Here is a 17,607-nt window from a genome sequence, read left to right as displayed (position 1 = left end):
TCCCGGGCCGTACAGGGACGGGCTGGGATCAGCCGGCGTTGTACGTGCCGCTCTTCACGGCCTTCCACTTGCCGTCGGTGACCTGGTAGACGGTCAGCTGCTTGTTGGTGGTGTCACCGAACTGGTCGAACGAGACCTTGCCGGCGATGCCCTCGAAGTCCGTCTTCTGGACCTCGGCGACGACCTGCTGGCGGGCGTCGGCGGGGATCTTGCCGTCCTTCACCACGTTGCCGACGGCCTTGATGATCGCGGTGGCCGCGTCGTACGAGTAGCCGCCGTAGGTGCCGTAGTCGCCCGGGTACTTCTTGTCCTTGTACTTCTGGATGAAGTCCTTGGCGGCCTGGAGGGTGTCGACCGGGACACCGACCGAGGTGGCGAGGTCGCCCTCGCCCGCCTTGCCGGCGGTGGTGATGAAGGTGTCGCTGTAGATGCCGTCACCGCCGAAGAGCGGGATCTTCGCGCCGGAGTCCTTCAGCTGCTTGGTGACGATCTGCGCCTCGTCGTACTGGCCGCCGTAGTAGACCAGGTCCGCGCCCGAGTTCTTGATCTTGGTGACGAGGGTGGCGAAGTCCTTGTCGCCCACGTTGACGTGGTCCTCGCCCGCGACCTTGCCGCCGGCCTTGGTGAAGCCCTGCTTGAAGAGGGCGGCCAGACCGGCGCCGTAGGTCTGCTTGTCGTCGACGACGAAGACGTTCTTCTTCTTCATCGTGTTGACCGCGTAGTCCGCCGCGAAGCCGCCCTGGATGGCGTCGGTGGTGGCGGTGCGGAAGTAGGTCTTGAACGGGCGGGTCTTGTTCCCGGCCGCCCAGTCCTTGCCCTGGGTCAGGGTGGGGTTGGTGTTCGAGGGGGAGATCTCGACCAGGTTGGCGTTGGCGAAGACCTGCTGCATCGTCTGGGCGACACCCGAGTTCAGCGGGCCGACCACACCGAGGACGTCCTTGTTGGCGACGAGCGCGGTGGCGTTCTGCTGGCCGGTCGGCGGCAGCGCCTTGTCGTCCAGCGCCTTGACCGCGAACTTGACGCCCGGGACCAGGTTCTTCGCGTTGGCGTCGTCGACGGCTATCTGCACGCCGTACTGGATGCCGAGGCCGGTGGCGGAGTTCTGGCCGGTGAGCGGGGCGTCGACACCGATGACCACGGTCGTGGTCTTGCCGCCGCCCTCGTCGTCCTTCTTGTCGCGCGAACCGCACGCGGTGAGGGTGAGAGCCCCCGTGGTGAGCACGGTGGTGAGTATGAGCAAGGAACGGTGTCGCACGATATGTCCTCTCCCTGGCGCGACGCCTCCGCTGAGGCGCCGTGTGACTCGCCGGGCCGTACTGGGGTTGGTACAGGGGCCGTGCAGCAGACGCGCCCGGCGGCGCGGTGACTGGCCGTGACTCTAGGCGCAGGTGGCGGAGTGGGGGACCAGGGAAGGTCAGGATGTGACTTTCTTGTTATGACGAGCGGACACGCCGAGGGGAGCTCTGTGGACAGATGGGGGCATTGGTGCGCCCGAAGAACGCCCACATACTGAGAATTCCCAGTTCCGCTAAGGGGCTTGAGCCGATCTTGCTACTGACAGGGGGCTTGTCGGGGGAACCCGCCCCACCTGCGGCGTTGTCCCGGTCACGGATTTTGGTAATGATCTTGTGAAAACCAACCGGAGGCCGGGATCCCGTTCATCCCTTTCGCCCGAGTTACGGAGCGTTACGATCGGGAGTGGCCGGAAGGGGGGTGTGGCTGCGTCCCGGACGTGAGGGGGGCAGGCGCGGACCCGTGCCGGTCCACGCGGCTCCCTGCGCATCCCATGCGGATCTACATGGATATGCATGGGTCTGCGAGGATCTACGTGGCTCCGGTGGACCTGGGCGGATCTAGTGGTTACCACCCCCCATGGCTCCGTGACGCAGGGTGCACTGTTCCTGGGCTTGGCGAGCTATCAGGCGCAACGCCGCTTCGGTGCCGTGCGCGCGCTGCTCGTCCCGGGCGGCGGCGACGATCTGCTCGTGGATCGTGTGCTGGTCGATCGAGAACCCCTTCTGCTCCCAGTCCAGCCCCGACCAGCGGTTGTTCTGGATCACGGCCCGGGCCCAGTAGCCGACCAGCTGCCGGCAGTCCTCTTCGGGGGTGCTGGTGGTGGGAGCCGGGACGGGTGTGACGGCGGTGACGCGCTGTTCCGCACGGGAGCACCCGACCGCACCGCCCCCGACGAGGAGCGCCCCGACCGTGAGCGCCCCGACGCCGATCCGGAGCGGGGTGTACCGGCGCGCGGAGGGGTGTCCGGTTCCCGATGGGCTCACCATGACGGGAACGGTAGGGGGTCACGATCGGTGACACAACTGGGGTGCGGAAGAAGGTGGTTGGGGTTTCGGGAGTTCCCCGGCCCCGCCCCTTCCCTTGACCCTCCGGGGGGTGACCCTCCGGGGGTGGTGTGGGGGTGTCGCTGGGGTGCGGGGCCCTCGGGGGCCGGTTCGGGGTCCGGGGTCCGGGGGGCGGGGCTTCGCCCCTGCGGCCCGCTTCGCGTTCGTGTGCGGGCCGGTGGGTGGCTGGTCGCGCAGTTCCCCGCGCCCCTTCTCGGGCCGGTTGTCCTCTGCGGGCGGGTGGTGGGTTGCTCGCGCAGTTCCCCGCGCCCCTGTGGGCACCTCCGGGTGCTGGATATCCGAGGTCCTCGGGCAGCGGCGATTCGGCCCCACGTTCCCTCCGGCGTTCGAGGGGCGCGGGTCCGGGCCGGAGGCCCAGGACTTCAGGGGCGCGGGGAACTGCGCGACCACCCCCCACCGGCCCGCAGGTCCGCACAAAGCGGGTACGGGCCGCAGGCCCCGCCCAGGGGTGCAGGGGCGCAGCCCCGCCCGGGGGCCGCGGCCCAGCCTCGTCCGGGGGCTGGAGGCCCGGCCCCGTGCGGCCCTCCCGAGGGCCGGAGCCCGGCCCGGGGGCCGGGGCTCAGCCCCGGGAAACCCACCCCCCACCCCCGGAGGGTTTAGGCGAAGGGGCGGGGTGGGGCCAAACCCCCCGTCACGCCTTCGGCGCCTCCGCATCCCGCAGCAAACAAGTAAGCCGAGCCGAACACACCCGCTTACCGTCCTCATCCGTGATCACGACCTCGTACGTCGCCGTGGACCGCCCCCGGTGCACCGGCGTGGCCACCCCCGTGACCAGCCCACTCCGCACCCCCCGGTGATGCGTGCAGTTCAGGTCCACCCCCACCGCGATCTTGGTGATCCCGCCGTGCAGCATCGCCCCCACGGACCCGAGCGTCTCGGCCAGCACGGCCGACGCCCCGCCGTGCAGCAGCCCGTACGGCTGCGTGTTGCCCTCGACCGGCATCGTGCCGACGACCCGCTCCGCGGAGGCCTCCAGGACCTGCACGCCCATCCGGGTGCCGAGGTGTCCCGCGGAGAACAGCGCGGGCAGGTCGATGCCCAGCGCCGCGTACTCGTCGACGACCCCCTGCGGGAACTTCACCTTGCTCTGCTCACCCATGGCGCGGGACTCCGATCGTGGTGGTCCGGTTCCGTCTCCGTGGCCCGCTGGCCACGCCGACCTGTCTGAGCGAACGCTTAGACGGTCGCCGATTGTTCCAGACGCACGATCACGGACTTGCTGGCAGGGGTGTTGCTGGTGTCGGCCGTGGAGCCCAGCGGCACCAGGACGTTGGTCTCCGGGTAGTACGCCGCCGCGCACCCCCGCGTCGTCGGGTAGTGCACGACCCGGAACCCCGGCGCCCGCCGCTCCACCCCGTCCGTCCACTCGCTCACCAGGTCCGCGTACGCCCCGTCCGCGAAGCCCAGCTCCCGGCCGTCCTCCGGGTTCACCAGGACCACCCGGCGCCCGCCCTTGATGCCCCGGTACCGGTCGTCCAGGCCGTAGATCGTGGTGTTGTACTGGTCGTGCGAGCGCAGGGTCTGCAGCAGCAGCCGGCCCTCGGGCACCCTCGGATACTCCACCGGCGCCGCCGTGAAGTTGGCCTTGCCGGTCGCGGTGGGGAAGCGGCGCTCGTCGCGCGGCCCGTGCGGAAGCTGGAAGCCGCCGGGCTTCGCCACGCGCGCGTTGAAGTCCTCGAAGCCGGGGACCACGCGCGCGATACGGTCGCGGATCGTCGCGTAGTCCTTCTCGAACTCCTCCCACTCCACCTTCGACCCCGCACCGAGCGTGGCGCGCGCGAGACGGGCGACGATGGCGGGCTCGGAGAGCAGATGCGGGCTCGCAGGGCGGAGGTTGCCGCGCGAGGAGTGCACCAGGCCCATCGAGTCCTCGACGGTGACGAACTGCTTGCCGCTCTTCTGTACGTCCTTGTCGGTGCGCCCGAGCGTCGGCAGGATCAGCGCGCGCCGGCCGGTGACCGCGTGGGAGCGGTTGAGCTTGGTCGACACATGGACGGTGAGCGAGGCGCGGCGCATCGCGGCCTCGGTGACCTCCGTGTCGGGCGTGGCGCCCACGAAATTGCCGCCCATCGCGAAGAACACCTTGGCCCTGCCGTCGCGCAGCGCCTCGATGGCACGGACCACGTCATAGCCGTGGTGGCGCGGCGGCGCGAAGCCGAACTCCTTCTCCAGGGCGTCGAGGAACGCGGGCGCGGGCCGCTCGAAGATGCCCATGGTGCGGTCGCCCTGCACGTTCGAATGGCCGCGCACCGGGCAGACCCCGGCGCCGGTGCGGCCGATGTTGCCGCGCAGCAGAAGGAAGTTGACGACTTCCCGGATGGTCGCGACCGCGTGCTTGTGCTGGGTCAGGCCCATTGCCCAGCAGACGATGGTGCGCCGCGAGGCGAGCGCCATGGACAGCGCCTGCTCGATCTCCGCGCGCGTGAGGCCCGTCGCGGCCAGCGTCTCGTCCCAGTCGGCGGCGCGGGCCGCCTCGGCGAACTCCTCGTACCCATGGGTGTGTTCGCGGACGAACAGCTCGTCCACGGCCCCCTCGGTCTCCACGATCATCTTGTTGAGCAGGCGGAACAGCGCCTGGTCGCCGCCGATGCGGATCTGGAGGAAGAGGTCGTTGAGCTTCTGGCCGCCGAGCGCCAGCCCCTTGGCGGTCTGCGGGTTCTTGAAGCGCTCCATGCCCGCTTCGGGCAGCGGGTTCACCGAGATGATCTTCGCGCCCGCCCGCTTGGCCTCTTCCAGGGCGGAGAGCATCCGGGGGTGGTTGGTGCCCGGGTTCTGCCCGGCGACGATGATCAGGTCGGCCTGGTGCAGGTCCTCCAGGGAGACGCTGCCCTTGCCGATGCCGATGGTCTCGGTGAGCGCCGAGCCGGACGACTCGTGGCACATGTTGGAGCAGTCCGGCAGGTTGTTCGTGCCGAACTCGCGCGCGAAGAGCTGGAGCAGGAACGCGGCCTCGTTGCTGGTGCGCCCCGAGGTGTAGAAGAGCGCCTCGTCCGGCGAGTCCAGCGCCTTCAGCTCGTCCGCGATGATCTCGAACGCCCGCTCCCAGGTCACCGCCTCGTACCGGTCGGCGCCCTCCGGCAGGTACATCGGCTGGGTGATCCGGCCCTGCTGTCCCAGCCAGTACCCACTGCGGCCCGCGAGATCGGAGAGGGGGTGTGCGGCGAAGAAGTCCGGGGTGACGCGGCGCAGCGTCGCCTCTTCGGCGACCGCCTTCGCCCCGTTCTCGCAGAACTCCGCCACGTGCCGCTTGTCGCCCTCCGGCCAGGCGCACCCCGGACAGTCGAAGCCGTCCTTCTGGTTGACCTTCAAAAGCGTCCGCGTCGCCCGGGCCACGCCCATCTGCTGCTGGGCCATCAGCGCCGTGTACCCGATCGCGGGCAGCCCGGCGGCGGCGTGCTTGGGCGGCTCGACCTGCGGCGCGTCCTGAACCGGGTCCCCTGCGGGCGGCTTGGTGGCCATGGCGCTCCCCTTCGAGCGACGTGTGCGATACGTACGTTTCCGATCCTGTCACGGGCCACTGACAACGGCCCCGGCGCGGTCCCCGCTCCGCACTGGCGGGGATTGTCAGTGGGGCGTGGCAGGATCGGGGACGTGGCTGAGACAGCATCGAAGAAGACCCCTGACAACCGACCGCGCCTGCTCCTCATGGACGGGCACTCCCTGGCGTACCGGGCGTTCTTCGCGCTGCCCGCGGAGAACTTCACGACCGGCGCAGGTCAGCCGACCAACGCCGCGTACGGCTTCATGTCGATGCTGGCGAACACGCTGCGTGACGAGACGCCCACGCACTTCGCGGTGGCGTTCGACGTGTCGCGCAAGACCTGGCGCTCCGAGGAGTTCCCGGAGTACAAGGCGAACCGCTCCAAGACACCCGACGAGTTCCGCGGCCAGGTCGAGCTGATCGGCGAGCTCCTGGACGCGATGAACGCCCCGCGCTTCGCGACCGAGGGCTTCGAGGCCGACGACATCATCGCGACGCTCGCCACCCAGGCCGAGGCCGAGGGCTTCGAGGTCCTCATCGTCACCGGCGACCGCGACTCCTTCCAGCTGGTCTCCGAGCACGTGACCGTCCTCTACCCCACCAAGGGCGTCTCCGAGCTGACCCGCTTCACCCCGGAGAAGGTCGAGGAGAAGTACGGCCTGACCCCGCAGCAGTATCCGGACTTCGCGGCGCTGCGCGGCGACCCGTCCGACAACCTCCCGGGCATCCCCGGCGTGGGCGAGAAGACCGCCGCGAAGTGGATCAACCAGTTCGGCTCCTTCGAGCAGCTGGTCGCGCGCGCGGACGAGGTCAAGGGCAAGGCCGGGCAGAACTTCAGGGACCACCTGGAGTCCGTCAGCCTCAACCGCCGCCTCACCGAGATGGTGCGCGACGTGGAGCTCCCCAAGACCCCGGCCGACCTGGAGCGCCTGCCGTACGACCGGACGGCGCTGATCGGCGTCCTGGACGTGCTGGAGATCCGCAACGCCTCGCTGCGCGAGCGGCTCCTCGCGGTCGACCCGGGCGCGGGCGAGCAGGAGGCGGCCCCGGCCCCCGCCGCCGGCGTGGAGCTGGACGGCGCGGTGCTGGGCGCGGGCGAGCTCGCCCCCTGGCTGGCCGAGCACGGCACGGGGCCGCTGGGCCTGGCCACCGTGGACGCCTGGGGCCTCGGTACGGGCAGTGTGAGCGAGATCGCGCTGGCCGCCGCCGACGGCCCCGCCGCCTGGTTCGACCCCTCCGAGCTCGACGAGGCGGACGAGCGCGCCTTCGCCGCCTGGATCGCGGACGCCACCAGGCCGAAGGTCCTGCACAACGCCAAGGCCGCGATGCGGGTCTTCCCCGAGCACGGCTGGAGCGTCGCGGGCGTCACCATGGACACGGCACTCGCCGCGTACCTGGTCAAGCCCGGCCGCCGCTCCTTCGCCCTGGACGCGCTGTCCGTGGAGTACCTGGGTCGCGAGCTCGCCCCCGCGGCCGTCGACGGGCAGCTCGCCTTCGGCACCGACGACCAGGCAGAGGCCGAGGCCCTGATGACCCAGGCGCGCGCCGTCCTGGACCTGGGCGAGGCCTTCACCGAGCGGCTCAAGGAGGTCGGCGCGACCGACCTGCTCCACGATGTGGAACTGCCCACCTCGGCCCTCCTCGCCAAGATGGAGCGGTACGGCATCGCGGCCGACCGCCCCCATCTGGAGGCGATGGAGCAGCAGTTCGCGGGCGCGGTGCAGCAGGCCGTCAAGGAGGCCCATGCCTCGGTGGGCCACGAGTTCAACCTCGGCTCGCCCAAGCAGCTCCAGGAAGTCCTCTTCGGCGAGCTGGCGCTGCCCAAGACCAAGAAGACGAAGACGGGTTACACGACGGACGCCGACGCGCTGGCGTGGCTGGCCGCCCAGACCGAGCACGAGCTGCCGGTCATCATGCTGCGCCACCGCGAGCAGGCGAAGCTGCGTGTCACCGTCGAGGGTCTGATCAAGACCGTCGCGGCCGACGGCCGCATCCACACCACCTTCAACCAGACGGTGGCCGCCACCGGCCGCCTCTCCTCCACCGACCCCAACCTCCAGAACATCCCGGTCCGTACGGACGAGGGCCGCGCCATCCGCCGCGGCTTCGTGGTCGGCGAGGGCTTCGAGTCGCTGCTCACCGCCGACTACAGCCAGATCGAGCTGCGGGTGATGGCCCATCTCTCGGAGGACGCGGGCCTCATCGAGGCGTTCACCACGGGCGAGGACCTGCACACCACGGTCGCGTCCCAGGTCTTCGGCGTCGACAAGACCCAGGTCGACCCGGAGATGCGCCGCAAGATCAAGGCCATGTCGTACGGCCTGGCCTACGGCCTCTCGGCGTTCGGCCTCTCCCAGCAGCTGAACATCGAGGCGTCCGAGGCGCGCGGCCTGATGGACACGTTCTTCGAGCGCTTCGGTGGCGTACGGGACTACCTCCAGCGCGTGGTGGAGGAGGCCAGGGCGACCGGATACACGGAGACGATGCTGGGCCGCCGCCGCTATCTGCCGGACCTCAACAGCGACAACCGCCAGCGCCGCGAGATGGCCGAGCGGATGGCGCTCAACGCCCCGATCCAGGGCACGGCGGCGGACATCGTCAAGGTCGCCATGCTCAGGGTGGACCGGGCACTGACCGAGGCGGGGCTCGACTCCCGGCTGCTGCTCCAGGTGCACGACGAAATCGTCCTGGAGATCGCACCGGGTGAGCGCGAGAAGGTCGAGGCGCTGATCCGCCGCGAGATGGCCGGGGCGGTGTCGCTGCGCGCCCCGCTGGACGTGTCGGTGGGCGCCGGCGCGGACTGGGAGTCCGCCGCGCACTGAGTACGGGGTCCCGGTCCGCCGGGCCCCTGAGTACCTGCCCGCCGGGGCGCCGCACCCGGCGGGCAGTTCTCTGTGCGGCGGCCACCGGACGGTGACTCCTGCGTGGGGGCATCGGGCCGTGGGGCGTTGGGTGTGAACCGTGGGGCTTGGACCGTGGGACCTGGACCGTGGGACTGAGGGGGCCAACCGATTCTGCGCCATATCCGGGAGGCTCCCGGGTGACGAAACGGCGAAAAGGTGAATAAGGGTCAGGGGGCGGTGTCGCGGCACCCAGTGGGTCCGTTAGGGTCTCCAGGAGCCAGCGCTGGGGAGCGCGAACTGCTGACCACGGGGAGGGGCTGGGCACATGGCACCGCAGATCGGTCGACGGCTGCGCAAGGGGGCGACCACGACCGCCGTGGCCGCGGCGGCGGTGGCGGCGCTCTCCGCCTCCCAGGGACCCGGCGTCCTGGCCAACGGCCCGACGGGTGAACACGCGGCGTCCGGCACCCCGACGCCTCCCCCCGGAGCCCCGGCCAGCGGCAACTCGCCGTACTACACGGACCTCCCGCCCCTCGTCTCCCCGAACCCTCCGGCCGTCCCGAGTACCGGTTCGCCCGTCATCGGCGCCGACCAGCAGGGCATACCCGCGACCATCCTCGACGCCTACAAGAAGGCCGAGGCCGAGCTCGCCCGCAACCGGGCCTCCTGCCACCTCCCGTGGGAGATACTCGCGGCCATCGGCAAGGTCGAGTCCGGCCAGGCCAACGGCGGCCGAGTCGACGCCGACGGCACCACCCTCAGCCCGATCCTGGGCCCGGTCCTCAACGGCGCCGGCTTCGCGAACATCACCGACACCGACAGCGGTGTCTACGACGGTGACGCGGTCCACGACCGCGCCGTCGGCCCCATGCAGTTCATCCCCTCCACCTGGGCGAGCTCCGGCCGCGACGGCAACGGCGACGGCCGCAAGGACCCCAACAACATCTACGACGCCGCGCTGGCCACCGCCTACTACCTGTGCGGCAACCGCGACCTCGCCGTCCAGTCCAACCTGGACGAGGCAGTTCTCAGCTACAACCGCTCGCGGACGTACCTGAACACGGTCCAGTCGTGGTTCGACTACTACAAGCGCGGCACGCACGAGGTCCCGAACGGTACCGGCGTGCTGCCCGGCAGCCGCAGCGACACCCCGGCCCGCCGCCCCGCCCGCACGGTCCCGACCCCGGCTCCGCACCCGTCGGCCCCCGCCCCGACACCGAAGCCGACGCCGTCCACGCCGAGCCCCACACCGTCGCGCCCGCACCCCTCCAAGCCGACCCCGAGCGAGCCCGGCTCGCCCAGGCCGCTGCCGTCGAAGCAGGCGAGCACCTTCGAGGACGCGGGCACGGCGCCCCTGACGGCCACCGCGGGCTCCTCCTTCGCCGGGCAGCCCACGGCACGGGTCAAGGACCAGTTCGGCCGGCCGATGGGCAAGGCCACTGTCCGCTTCCAGATCGTCGGCACCACCGAAGCCCGCTTCCCGGGCGGCGCCACCCAGGCCACGGTCACCACCGGCGCCGACGGCCGCGCCACCGCGCCCGCACTGCTGGCGGGCGAGCAGAGCGGCACCTTCACCGTCCACGCCACCGTCGTCGGCGCCACCCTGCCCGAGATCAAGTGGACCGCCACCGTCAATGCCCGCCAGGCCGACGCCCTCGCGCGCACCGACACCAAGGAGCTGACGGCCGCCCCCGGCGCGGAGTTCGCCGACTACGTGGAGGTCAAGGCCACGTACAAGGGAGCCGTCGTCCCCGGGATCGCCGTCGCCGCCGCGATGATCGTCACGCCGGACGCACCCGCCGCCGGCACCCCGGTCGCCGATACCAGGACCAACGACAAGGGCCCCTACTTCAAGGACGAGAAGGGCAACCCCATCCGGTCCCTCAAGGACCTGAAGACCGACGCCAAGGGTGTGCTGCGGCTCCCCAAGATCTACGCGGACGGCCAGACCGGGACCTTCGTGCTCCGCCTCACCACCCCCGGCGGCGCCACCCTCGACATCCAGCTCAAGGTCGCCTGACCACCCCACCTCCCGCGGCCTCCCGCCGCCGTTCCTCGTACCGCCCCCGCTGCCGTCCGTGCAGCGGGGGCGGTCCCGCGTGTTCTCATCTCACCCCCGCGTTGCTACCGTGCCCCAACCCTGACGCCCCATCAGCTCCGGGAGGCCGAGCATGCGCGCCCTCGTCGCCGCGGCCATCGGGCTCGCCGCCGCCCTCGCCATCGTCCTGACCGTCTCGGCGATCGGCGGCCCCGAGGGCACCACCTCGCCCAAGCCGCTGCTCACCACCGTCCCCACCGCCCCCGGCGCCGTCCCGCCCGGGAAGCCGTAGCAGAAGCAGCCGTAGCAGAGCCGTAGCAGAAGTAGAGGAGAGCCGGCCGCATGCGACGCAAAGCCAGCCTGATCCTGCTCGCCCTCGCCGTCTTCTTCGCGGCCCTCTCACCGCTGCTGCGCTGGTATGCCTTCCCCCGGCTCGCCAAGGTCCCGCCCAGCCAGTACCAGGAGACGGTCCTGGAGGCCAGGAACGCCACCCTGATCGACTACAAGCAGCTCAAGTCCGTGACGGTCCCCAAGGTGACCATCGTGCAGACCCTCAAGGGCAACGTCGAGCAGTCCCGGAAGATCGAGAAGACCGCGGGCAAGGATGTCGTCGTGTGGGACTCGCTGTCGTATGTCCTCGACGACAAGGGCCAGTTCGTCTCCCGGATCCCCGAACGCTATGTCTTCGACGCCCACACCCAGGCCCCTGTCCACGCCACCGGCGAAATGGTCGACGGCGACCCGGTCAAGCGCGAGGGCCTGGAGTTCAAATGGCCCTTCCTCACCGAGAAGCGGGACTACGAGTACTTCGACGCCCAGACCCGTACCACCAACCCCATCCACTACAAGGGCACGGTCACCTTCCACGGCCTGAAGGTCTACTACTTCGAGCAGACCGTCCCCTGGACCCAGGTCCCCTTCCCCAAGGCGATGCCCCTCGGAGTCACCCCCGAGATCGCCCAGCAGACCGGGCTGACCCGGTGGTACTCCACCAAGAGGATGTTCTGGATCGACCCCGTGACCGGCGGACCGGTCAACGGCGAGGAGATCCATCAGGAGGAGCTCCGCAACGCCACGGCTCTGTTCGGCCAAGACAAGATCACCGCCTTCTCCGGTCATGTGAAGATGCGTGAGGACTACGTCGACCACACGGTCGCGCTGATCAAGAAGAACCGCACGCTGATCCTGCTGCTCACCTCCTATCTCCCCTGGGGCTTCGCCGGGCTCGGCGCCGCCCTGCTCGCCCTCTCCCTGTGGCTGGAGGCCCGCAGCCGCCGCCCCGCCACCCCGGCCCCGACCGCCCCCGCGGAGCCCGAGCCGGTCGGGGCGTGACCTCGGCGACGGGCGCCCGGCGGCTGCCCCGGCAGAGCGGCCCGCGTCCGGCGCGGGTCAGCGCTTGAGCCGGGCGTTGGTGTGGCGCGTCGGCCGGGCCTGCGAGGGATCCTCCGGCCAGGGGTGCTTGGGATAGCGCCCGCGCAGCTCGGCGCGGACCGCCCGGTACCCCTCCCGCCAGAAGTTCGCCAGGTCCGCGGTGACGGCGGCGGGCCGGCCCGCCGGGGACAGCAGATGTATGAGCACTGGCACCCCGGCGACCTCCGGCGTCCCCTCCAGCCCGAACATCTCCTGGAGCTTCACCGCGAGCACCGGCTGAGCGCCCCCGTACTCCACCCTGATCCGCGACCCGCTCGGCACCTCGATGCGCTCCGGGGCCAGCTCATCCAGGCGCGCCGCCTCGCCGCCCGCCCACGGCAGCAGCCGTGTCAGCGCCTGCCCCGCGTCCAGCCCCGCCAGATCCGCCCGGCGCCGCGCCCGGGACAGCTCCGGCTCCAGCCACTCCTCGGCCCGCGCGAGCAGCGCCCCGTCCGACACCTCCGGCCACGGCTCGCCCAGCGTCCGGTGCAGGAACGCCAACCGCTCCCGCAGCCCCACGGCCTCCCGGGACCACCGCAGCAGCCCGGTGCCCTCCCTCCCCAGCCCGTCCAGGAGCGCCTGTCGCACCAGAGCCGCGTCGGGCTGCTTCAACGGCCGCACCGACAGCTCCACCGCCCCCAGCCGCGCCACCTGGCGGGCGACCACGTCGCCGTCCTCCCAGCGCACCTCCTCGCCCTCGGCCCCCAGCGGGCCGGCCGCCAGGCGTGCGATGCCCTCGTCCACGACGGCGGCCAGCCGCACCCGCGCCGAGGCGGCCTGCACCGGCCGGTCCGCCACGGCCACCGCGAGCCAGTCCGCACTGCGCAGCCCGGACCCCTGGCCCAGCTCGGCCCGGGTGCCGGACACCATCAGGAACGAGCCCTCACCCCGCGCCCGGGCCACCCGCTCCGGAAACGCCAGCGCGGTGACCAGCCCGGCGACGGCATCGTCCGACCGCGCCCCCGCGCCGGACCCCGCGCCCGACCCGGGCGTCAGCCCCGCTCCCGGCCCCGTCAGGCTCCCGGAGCCTGAGCTGCCCGGCGACGGGGGCACCGGACCCGCGCCCGTCACCGCCGAGGTCAGCCGCCGTACCTCCTGGCGCCAGCGCGCCCCGTATCCGTCGCCGCCCCGGCGGGCCGTGCGCCACGCCGCCGCCAGGTCGTCCCCGTACTCCCTCGGAGGCTCCTCGCTCAGCAGCGCCACCACCTCGGCCGCCCGGCGCGCGCCCACCTCCGCCGTGCCGTCGAGGAGCGCGCGGGCCAGCCGGGGGTGCACCCCGAGCCCGGCCATCCGCACCCCCCTTTCAGTGGCCCGGCCGTCCGCGTCCAGCGCGCCGATCGCGGTCAGGACGGACCGGGCCGCCGCCATCGCCCCGGCCGGCGGGGCGTCGAGCAGTGCCAGCCCCTGAGCGCTCGGATCGCCCCAGCACGCCACCCGCAGGGCGAAGGACGCCAGGTCCGCGATCTTGATCTCGGGGGAGGGGAAGCGCGGGCGCCGGGCGTCGTCGGCCGGCGCCCAGCACCGGTACACCGTGCCGAACGCCTCCCGGCCCGCGCGGCCCAGCCGCTGGGTCGCCCCGGCGTCCGACACCGACACGGTCGCCAGCGACCCGAGCCCCCGGGCATGGTCCACGCGCGGCTCGCGGGCCAGCCCCGAGTCGACCACGATCCGCACCCCCGGCACGGTCAGACTGGACTCGGCCACGGAGGTCGCCAGGACCACCCGCCGCCGTCCCTCGCCGCCGCGCAGCACCGCGTCCTGGACCGCCGCCGGAGCCCGCCCGTGCAACTGGAGGACGTCCGCTTCCACCCCGTCCAGCATCCCGGCCGTCCGGGCGATCTCGCCGGTGCCCGGCAGGAAGCAGAGCACATCGCCCTCGTGCTCCTCCAGGGCCAGCCGGACCGTCGCCGCGACATGGCGCAGCAGCTGGGGGTCCACCCAGGTGCCGTGGGCCGGGCGGATCCCGGCGGGCGGCGGGGCGTAGTGGACCGCCGCCCCGTGGCCCTGTCCCGTACTGCGCACCACCGGGGCGGGCCCCGAGCCGTCGGCCATGGTCAGAAGGTGCGCCCAGGCCTCCGCGTCGCTGGTGGCGGACGCGGCGATCAGCCGGAGCTCCGGGCGCAGGGCGGCCCGTACGTCCACGAGGAAGGCGATCGCGGTGTCCGCGTCGAGATGGCGCTCGTGGCACTCGTCGAGCAGCACGACGTCCACCCCCGCGAGCTCCGGGTCGCGCTGCAGCCGTTGCAGCAGGACGCCGGTGGTCACCACTTCGACGACCGTGCCGGGGCCGGCGCGGCGCTCCCCGCGCACCGAGAACCCGACCGCGTCGCCGACCTCCTGGCCGAGCAGCCAGGCCATCCGGCGGGCGGCGGCACGGACGGCCATCCGCCGCGGCTCGGCCACCAGCACCCGCCGCCGCGGCCCGGCCCCGGTCAGCCCGGCCAGCGCCAGCGGCACCAGCGTGGTCTTGCCGGTGCCCGGGGGCGCGGACAGGACCGCCGTGCCGCGCCCGTCGAGTGCGCTCAGCAGCTCGGGCACGGCATGGCGAACGGGAAGACGCTCGATCGCGTCAGTTCGGATCACGACCACAGTTTCGTACGTCCCGGCCCGGACCGGTTTCCGGTCGTCCACAGACCAGCTGGTTTGTATGACTAATCAGGGTGCGTTGCCGACAGCCCCGCCGACCCGCCGCCGAACCGGCTCCCGCCCGGCCCCGCCAGTCCCGCCAGTCCCGCCAGTCCCGCCAGTTCTGCCAGTCCCGTTAGTCCCGTTCGCACACGAAGATCGCCGTGCCCGGGAGCAGGTTCCCCCGCAGCGGGGACCAGCCGCCCCACTCCTGCGTGTTCCACGTCGGCCACTCCGGCTCGACCAGGTCGACCAGCCGGAAACCGCCGGCCACCACGTCCCGGACCCGGTCGCCCAGCGTCCGGTGGTGCTCGACGTACACGGCCCGGCCGGCCTCGTCCTGCTCCACGTAGGGCGTGCGGTCGAAGTAGGACGCCGCCACGCTCAGCCCCTCCGGCCCGGGCTCGTCCGGGAACGCCCAGCGGATGGGGTGCGTGACGCTGAAGACCCAGCGCCCGCCGGGCCGCAGCACCCGCCGGACCTCACGGAAGACCCGTACGGGGTCCGCCACGAACGGGACCGCCCCGTACGCGGAGCACGCGAGGTCGAAGGAGCCGTCGGCGAAGGGGAGGACGCCCGCGTCCGCCTCCACCAGCGGAATCGTTCCGCCGTCGATGCGCAGGGCGTGCTGGAGCTGGCGGTGCGAGAGGTCCAGGGCGACCGGCCGGGCGCCCTGGGCGGCCAGCCAGCGCGAGCACTGGGCCGCCCCGGCGCCGATCTCCAGGACGTCCCGCCCCTTCAGCGACCCGGCCGGACCCAGCAGCGCCGCGTCGGCCTCGTCCAGCCCCTCGGGGCCCCAGACGAAACGGTCGTCCCCCAGGAACGCTCCGTGATCGGTCTGGTACTCGTCGGCGTTCCGGTCCCACCAGCTGCGGCTGGCCCGGCTGCTCTCCGCGTCGTCGGCGTCACGCCGCGTCGCGTCCGGCTCGTATTCGGCGTCGAACTCTTGGATCATCGTGTCCGTCGTTGTAGTTTGCGCAGAGCGCGAGCACGTGTTCGGCCCAACGACTTCTGCTGGGCCTTTTCGGGTCAGCGTGGCCTCGGAGAACCTCAGTTGTGCCGGGAATGCGGGGATCCGCCCCGGGTGTGCGCCTTCGCGCATTGACCCTGTCCGGCTGCCCCCGTATGCTACAAGTTGCGCTGCGAGCCTGCGCACCTCAGACCTAGCAGGCGCGCTTCCATCTGTTGTATGTCCCCTCGGTTGTCGAGGCGCCATCCGGACCGACCCGGATAGGCGCTTCCCAGGCTGTCCGGCTTCTGCAGAGGCGATACGGGCTCTCGGCGTGGCAGTACCTACGACTTTCTGTCCGTAACCGGAGCCCTTTCCCACATGACGAGCAGCACCGAGACCACCTCTACCACTCCGCAGGTAGCGGTCAACGACATCGGTAACGAGGAAGCCTTCCTCGCCGCGATCGACGAGACGATCAAGTACTTCAACGACGGCGACATCGTCGACGGCGTCATCGTGAAGGTCGACCGGGACGAGGTCCTGCTCGACATCGGTTACAAGACCGAAGGCGTGATCCCGAGCCGCGAGCTCTCGATCAAGCACGACGTCGACCCGAACGAGGTCGTCAAGGTCGGCGACGAGATCGAGGCCCTGGTTCTCCAGAAGGAGGACAAGGAAGGCCGTCTGATCCTGTCCAAGAAGCGTGCGCAGTACGAGCGCGCCTGGGGCACGATCGAGAAGATCAAGGAAGAAGACGGCATCGTCACCGGTACCGTCATCGAGGTCGTCAAGGGTGGTCTCATCCTCGACATCGGCCTCCGTGGCTTCCTGCCGGCTTCCCTCGTCGAGATGCGTCGTGTCCGCGACCTCCAGCCCTACGTGGGCAAGGAGCTCGAGGCGAAGATCATCGAGCTGGACAAGAACCGCAACAACGTGGTCCTGTCCCGCCGCGCCTGGCTCGAGCAGACCCAGTCCGAGGTTCGCCAGACGTTCCTCACCACCCTGCAGAAGGGTCAGGTCCGCTCCGGCGTCGTCTCCTCGATCGTCAACTTCGGTGCCTTCGTGGACCTGGGTGGCGTCGACGGTCTCGTGCACGTCTCCGAGCTCTCCTGGAAGCACATCGACCACCCGTCCGAGGTTGTCGAGGTCGGCCAGGAAGTCACCGTCGAGGTCCTCGACGTCGACATGGACCGCGAGCGTGTCTCCCTGTCGCTGAAGGCGACCCAGGAGGACCCGTGGCAGCAGTTCGCCCGTACGCACCAGATCGGGCAGGTCGTCCCCGGTAAGGTCACCAAGCTCGTTCCGTTCGGTGCGTTCGTGCGCGTCGACGAGGGCATCGAGGGCCTGGTCCACATCTCCGAGCTGGCCGAGCGCCACGTGGAGATCCCGGAGCAGGTCGTCCAGGTCAACGACGAGATCTTCGTCAAGGTCATCGACATCGACCTTGAGCGTCGCCGGATCTCGCTGTCCCTGAAGCAGGCCAACGAGTCCTTCGGTGCCGACCCGGCGTCGGTCGAGTTCGACCCGACCCTGTACGGCATGGCCGCGTCCTACGACGACCAGGGCAACTACATCTACCCCGAGGGCTTCGACCCCGAGACCAACGACTGGCTCGAGGGCTACGAGACCCAGCGCGAGGCGTGGGAGGGCCAGTACGCCGAGGCGCAGCAGCGCTTCGAGCAGCACCAGGCCCAGGTCATCAAGTCCCGCGAGGCCGACGAGGCCGCCGCTGCCGAGGGCGCTGCCGCCCCGGCCGCCGGTGGCAACGCCGGTGCCGGCATCTCGGGTGGTTCGTACTCCTCGGAGTCGGACGACAACTCCGGCGCCCTGGCGTCGGACGAGGCCCTGGCTGCCCTGCGCGAGAAGCTGGCGGGCGGCCAGAGCTGACGCTCTGACCC

General features: G+C 71.4%; 11 protein-coding genes. 5 read left to right on the top strand and 6 right to left on the bottom strand.

Annotated elements, in window-relative coordinates; translation table 11 throughout:
• Positions 1-28: 28 nt before the first annotated feature.
• From ACZ5ID_RS14195 to ACZ5ID_RS14180, 4 genes are all read right to left on the bottom strand, one after another.
• Positions 29-1,255, bottom strand: coding sequence for a branched-chain amino acid ABC transporter substrate-binding protein (locus ACZ5ID_RS14195; protein ID WP_468897225.1), 1,227 nt, complete (start codon positions 1,253-1,255; stop codon positions 29-31).
• Positions 1,256-1,853: 598 nt separating this feature from the next.
• A complete protein-coding gene (locus ACZ5ID_RS14190; protein ID WP_468897224.1) occupies positions 1,854-2,282 on the bottom strand; it encodes a hypothetical protein in 429 nt (142 codons plus the stop codon).
• Between the two features lie 709 nt (positions 2,283-2,991).
• On the bottom strand, positions 2,992-3,459 hold the full coding sequence (locus ACZ5ID_RS14185; RefSeq protein WP_468897223.1) for a PaaI family thioesterase: 468 nt from the start codon (positions 3,457-3,459) through the stop codon (positions 2,992-2,994).
• A 77-nt stretch (positions 3,460-3,536) separates the two neighbouring features.
• Positions 3,537-5,819, bottom strand: coding sequence for an FdhF/YdeP family oxidoreductase (locus ACZ5ID_RS14180; protein ID WP_468897222.1), 2,283 nt, complete (start codon positions 5,817-5,819; stop codon positions 3,537-3,539).
• 132 nt (positions 5,820-5,951) lie between these two features.
• On the opposite strand from ACZ5ID_RS14180, the gene polA reads away from it, so the two are divergent.
• From polA to pgfA, 4 genes are all read left to right on the top strand, one after another.
• Positions 5,952-8,663, top strand: coding sequence for a DNA polymerase I (gene polA / locus ACZ5ID_RS14175; protein ID WP_468897221.1), 2,712 nt, complete (start codon positions 5,952-5,954; stop codon positions 8,661-8,663).
• A 346-nt stretch (positions 8,664-9,009) separates the two neighbouring features.
• The gene (locus ACZ5ID_RS14170; RefSeq protein ID WP_468897220.1) at positions 9,010-10,704 is read left to right on the top strand and encodes a lytic transglycosylase domain-containing protein; all 1,695 of its coding nucleotides are present in this window, start codon (positions 9,010-9,012) and stop codon (positions 10,702-10,704) included.
• A gap of 151 nt (positions 10,705-10,855) precedes the next feature.
• Entirely contained in the window at positions 10,856-11,014 is a 159-nt protein-coding gene (locus ACZ5ID_RS14165; RefSeq protein ID WP_406556176.1) for an SPW_0924 family protein, read from the top strand.
• A gap of 50 nt (positions 11,015-11,064) precedes the next feature.
• A complete protein-coding gene (gene pgfA, locus ACZ5ID_RS14160; RefSeq protein ID WP_468897219.1) occupies positions 11,065-12,054 on the top strand; it encodes a cell envelope lipid trafficking protein PgfA in 990 nt (329 codons plus the stop codon).
• Between the two features lie 57 nt (positions 12,055-12,111).
• On the opposite strand, the gene ACZ5ID_RS14155 is transcribed toward pgfA, so the two are convergent.
• The gene (locus ACZ5ID_RS14155) at positions 12,112-14,715 is read right to left on the bottom strand and encodes an ATP-dependent RNA helicase (protein ID WP_468897218.1); all 2,604 of its coding nucleotides are present in this window, start codon (positions 14,713-14,715) and stop codon (positions 12,112-12,114) included.
• A 178-nt stretch (positions 14,716-14,893) separates the two neighbouring features.
• On the bottom strand, positions 14,894-15,712 hold the full coding sequence (locus ACZ5ID_RS14150; RefSeq protein ID WP_468897217.1) for a class I SAM-dependent methyltransferase: 819 nt from the start codon (positions 15,710-15,712) through the stop codon (positions 14,894-14,896).
• 375 nt (positions 15,713-16,087) lie between these two features.
• On the opposite strand from ACZ5ID_RS14150, the gene rpsA reads away from it, so the two are divergent.
• Entirely contained in the window at positions 16,088-17,596 is a 1,509-nt protein-coding gene (rpsA, locus tag ACZ5ID_RS14145) for a 30S ribosomal protein S1 (protein WP_067157914.1), read from the top strand.
• The last annotated feature ends 11 nt before the right edge of the window (positions 17,597-17,607 follow it).

The organism is Streptomyces sp. NPDC031670, assembly GCF_055580545.1.
Note: the sequence above shows the minus strand (reverse complement) of the source record. Positions and strands in the feature narration are given on the sequence as shown.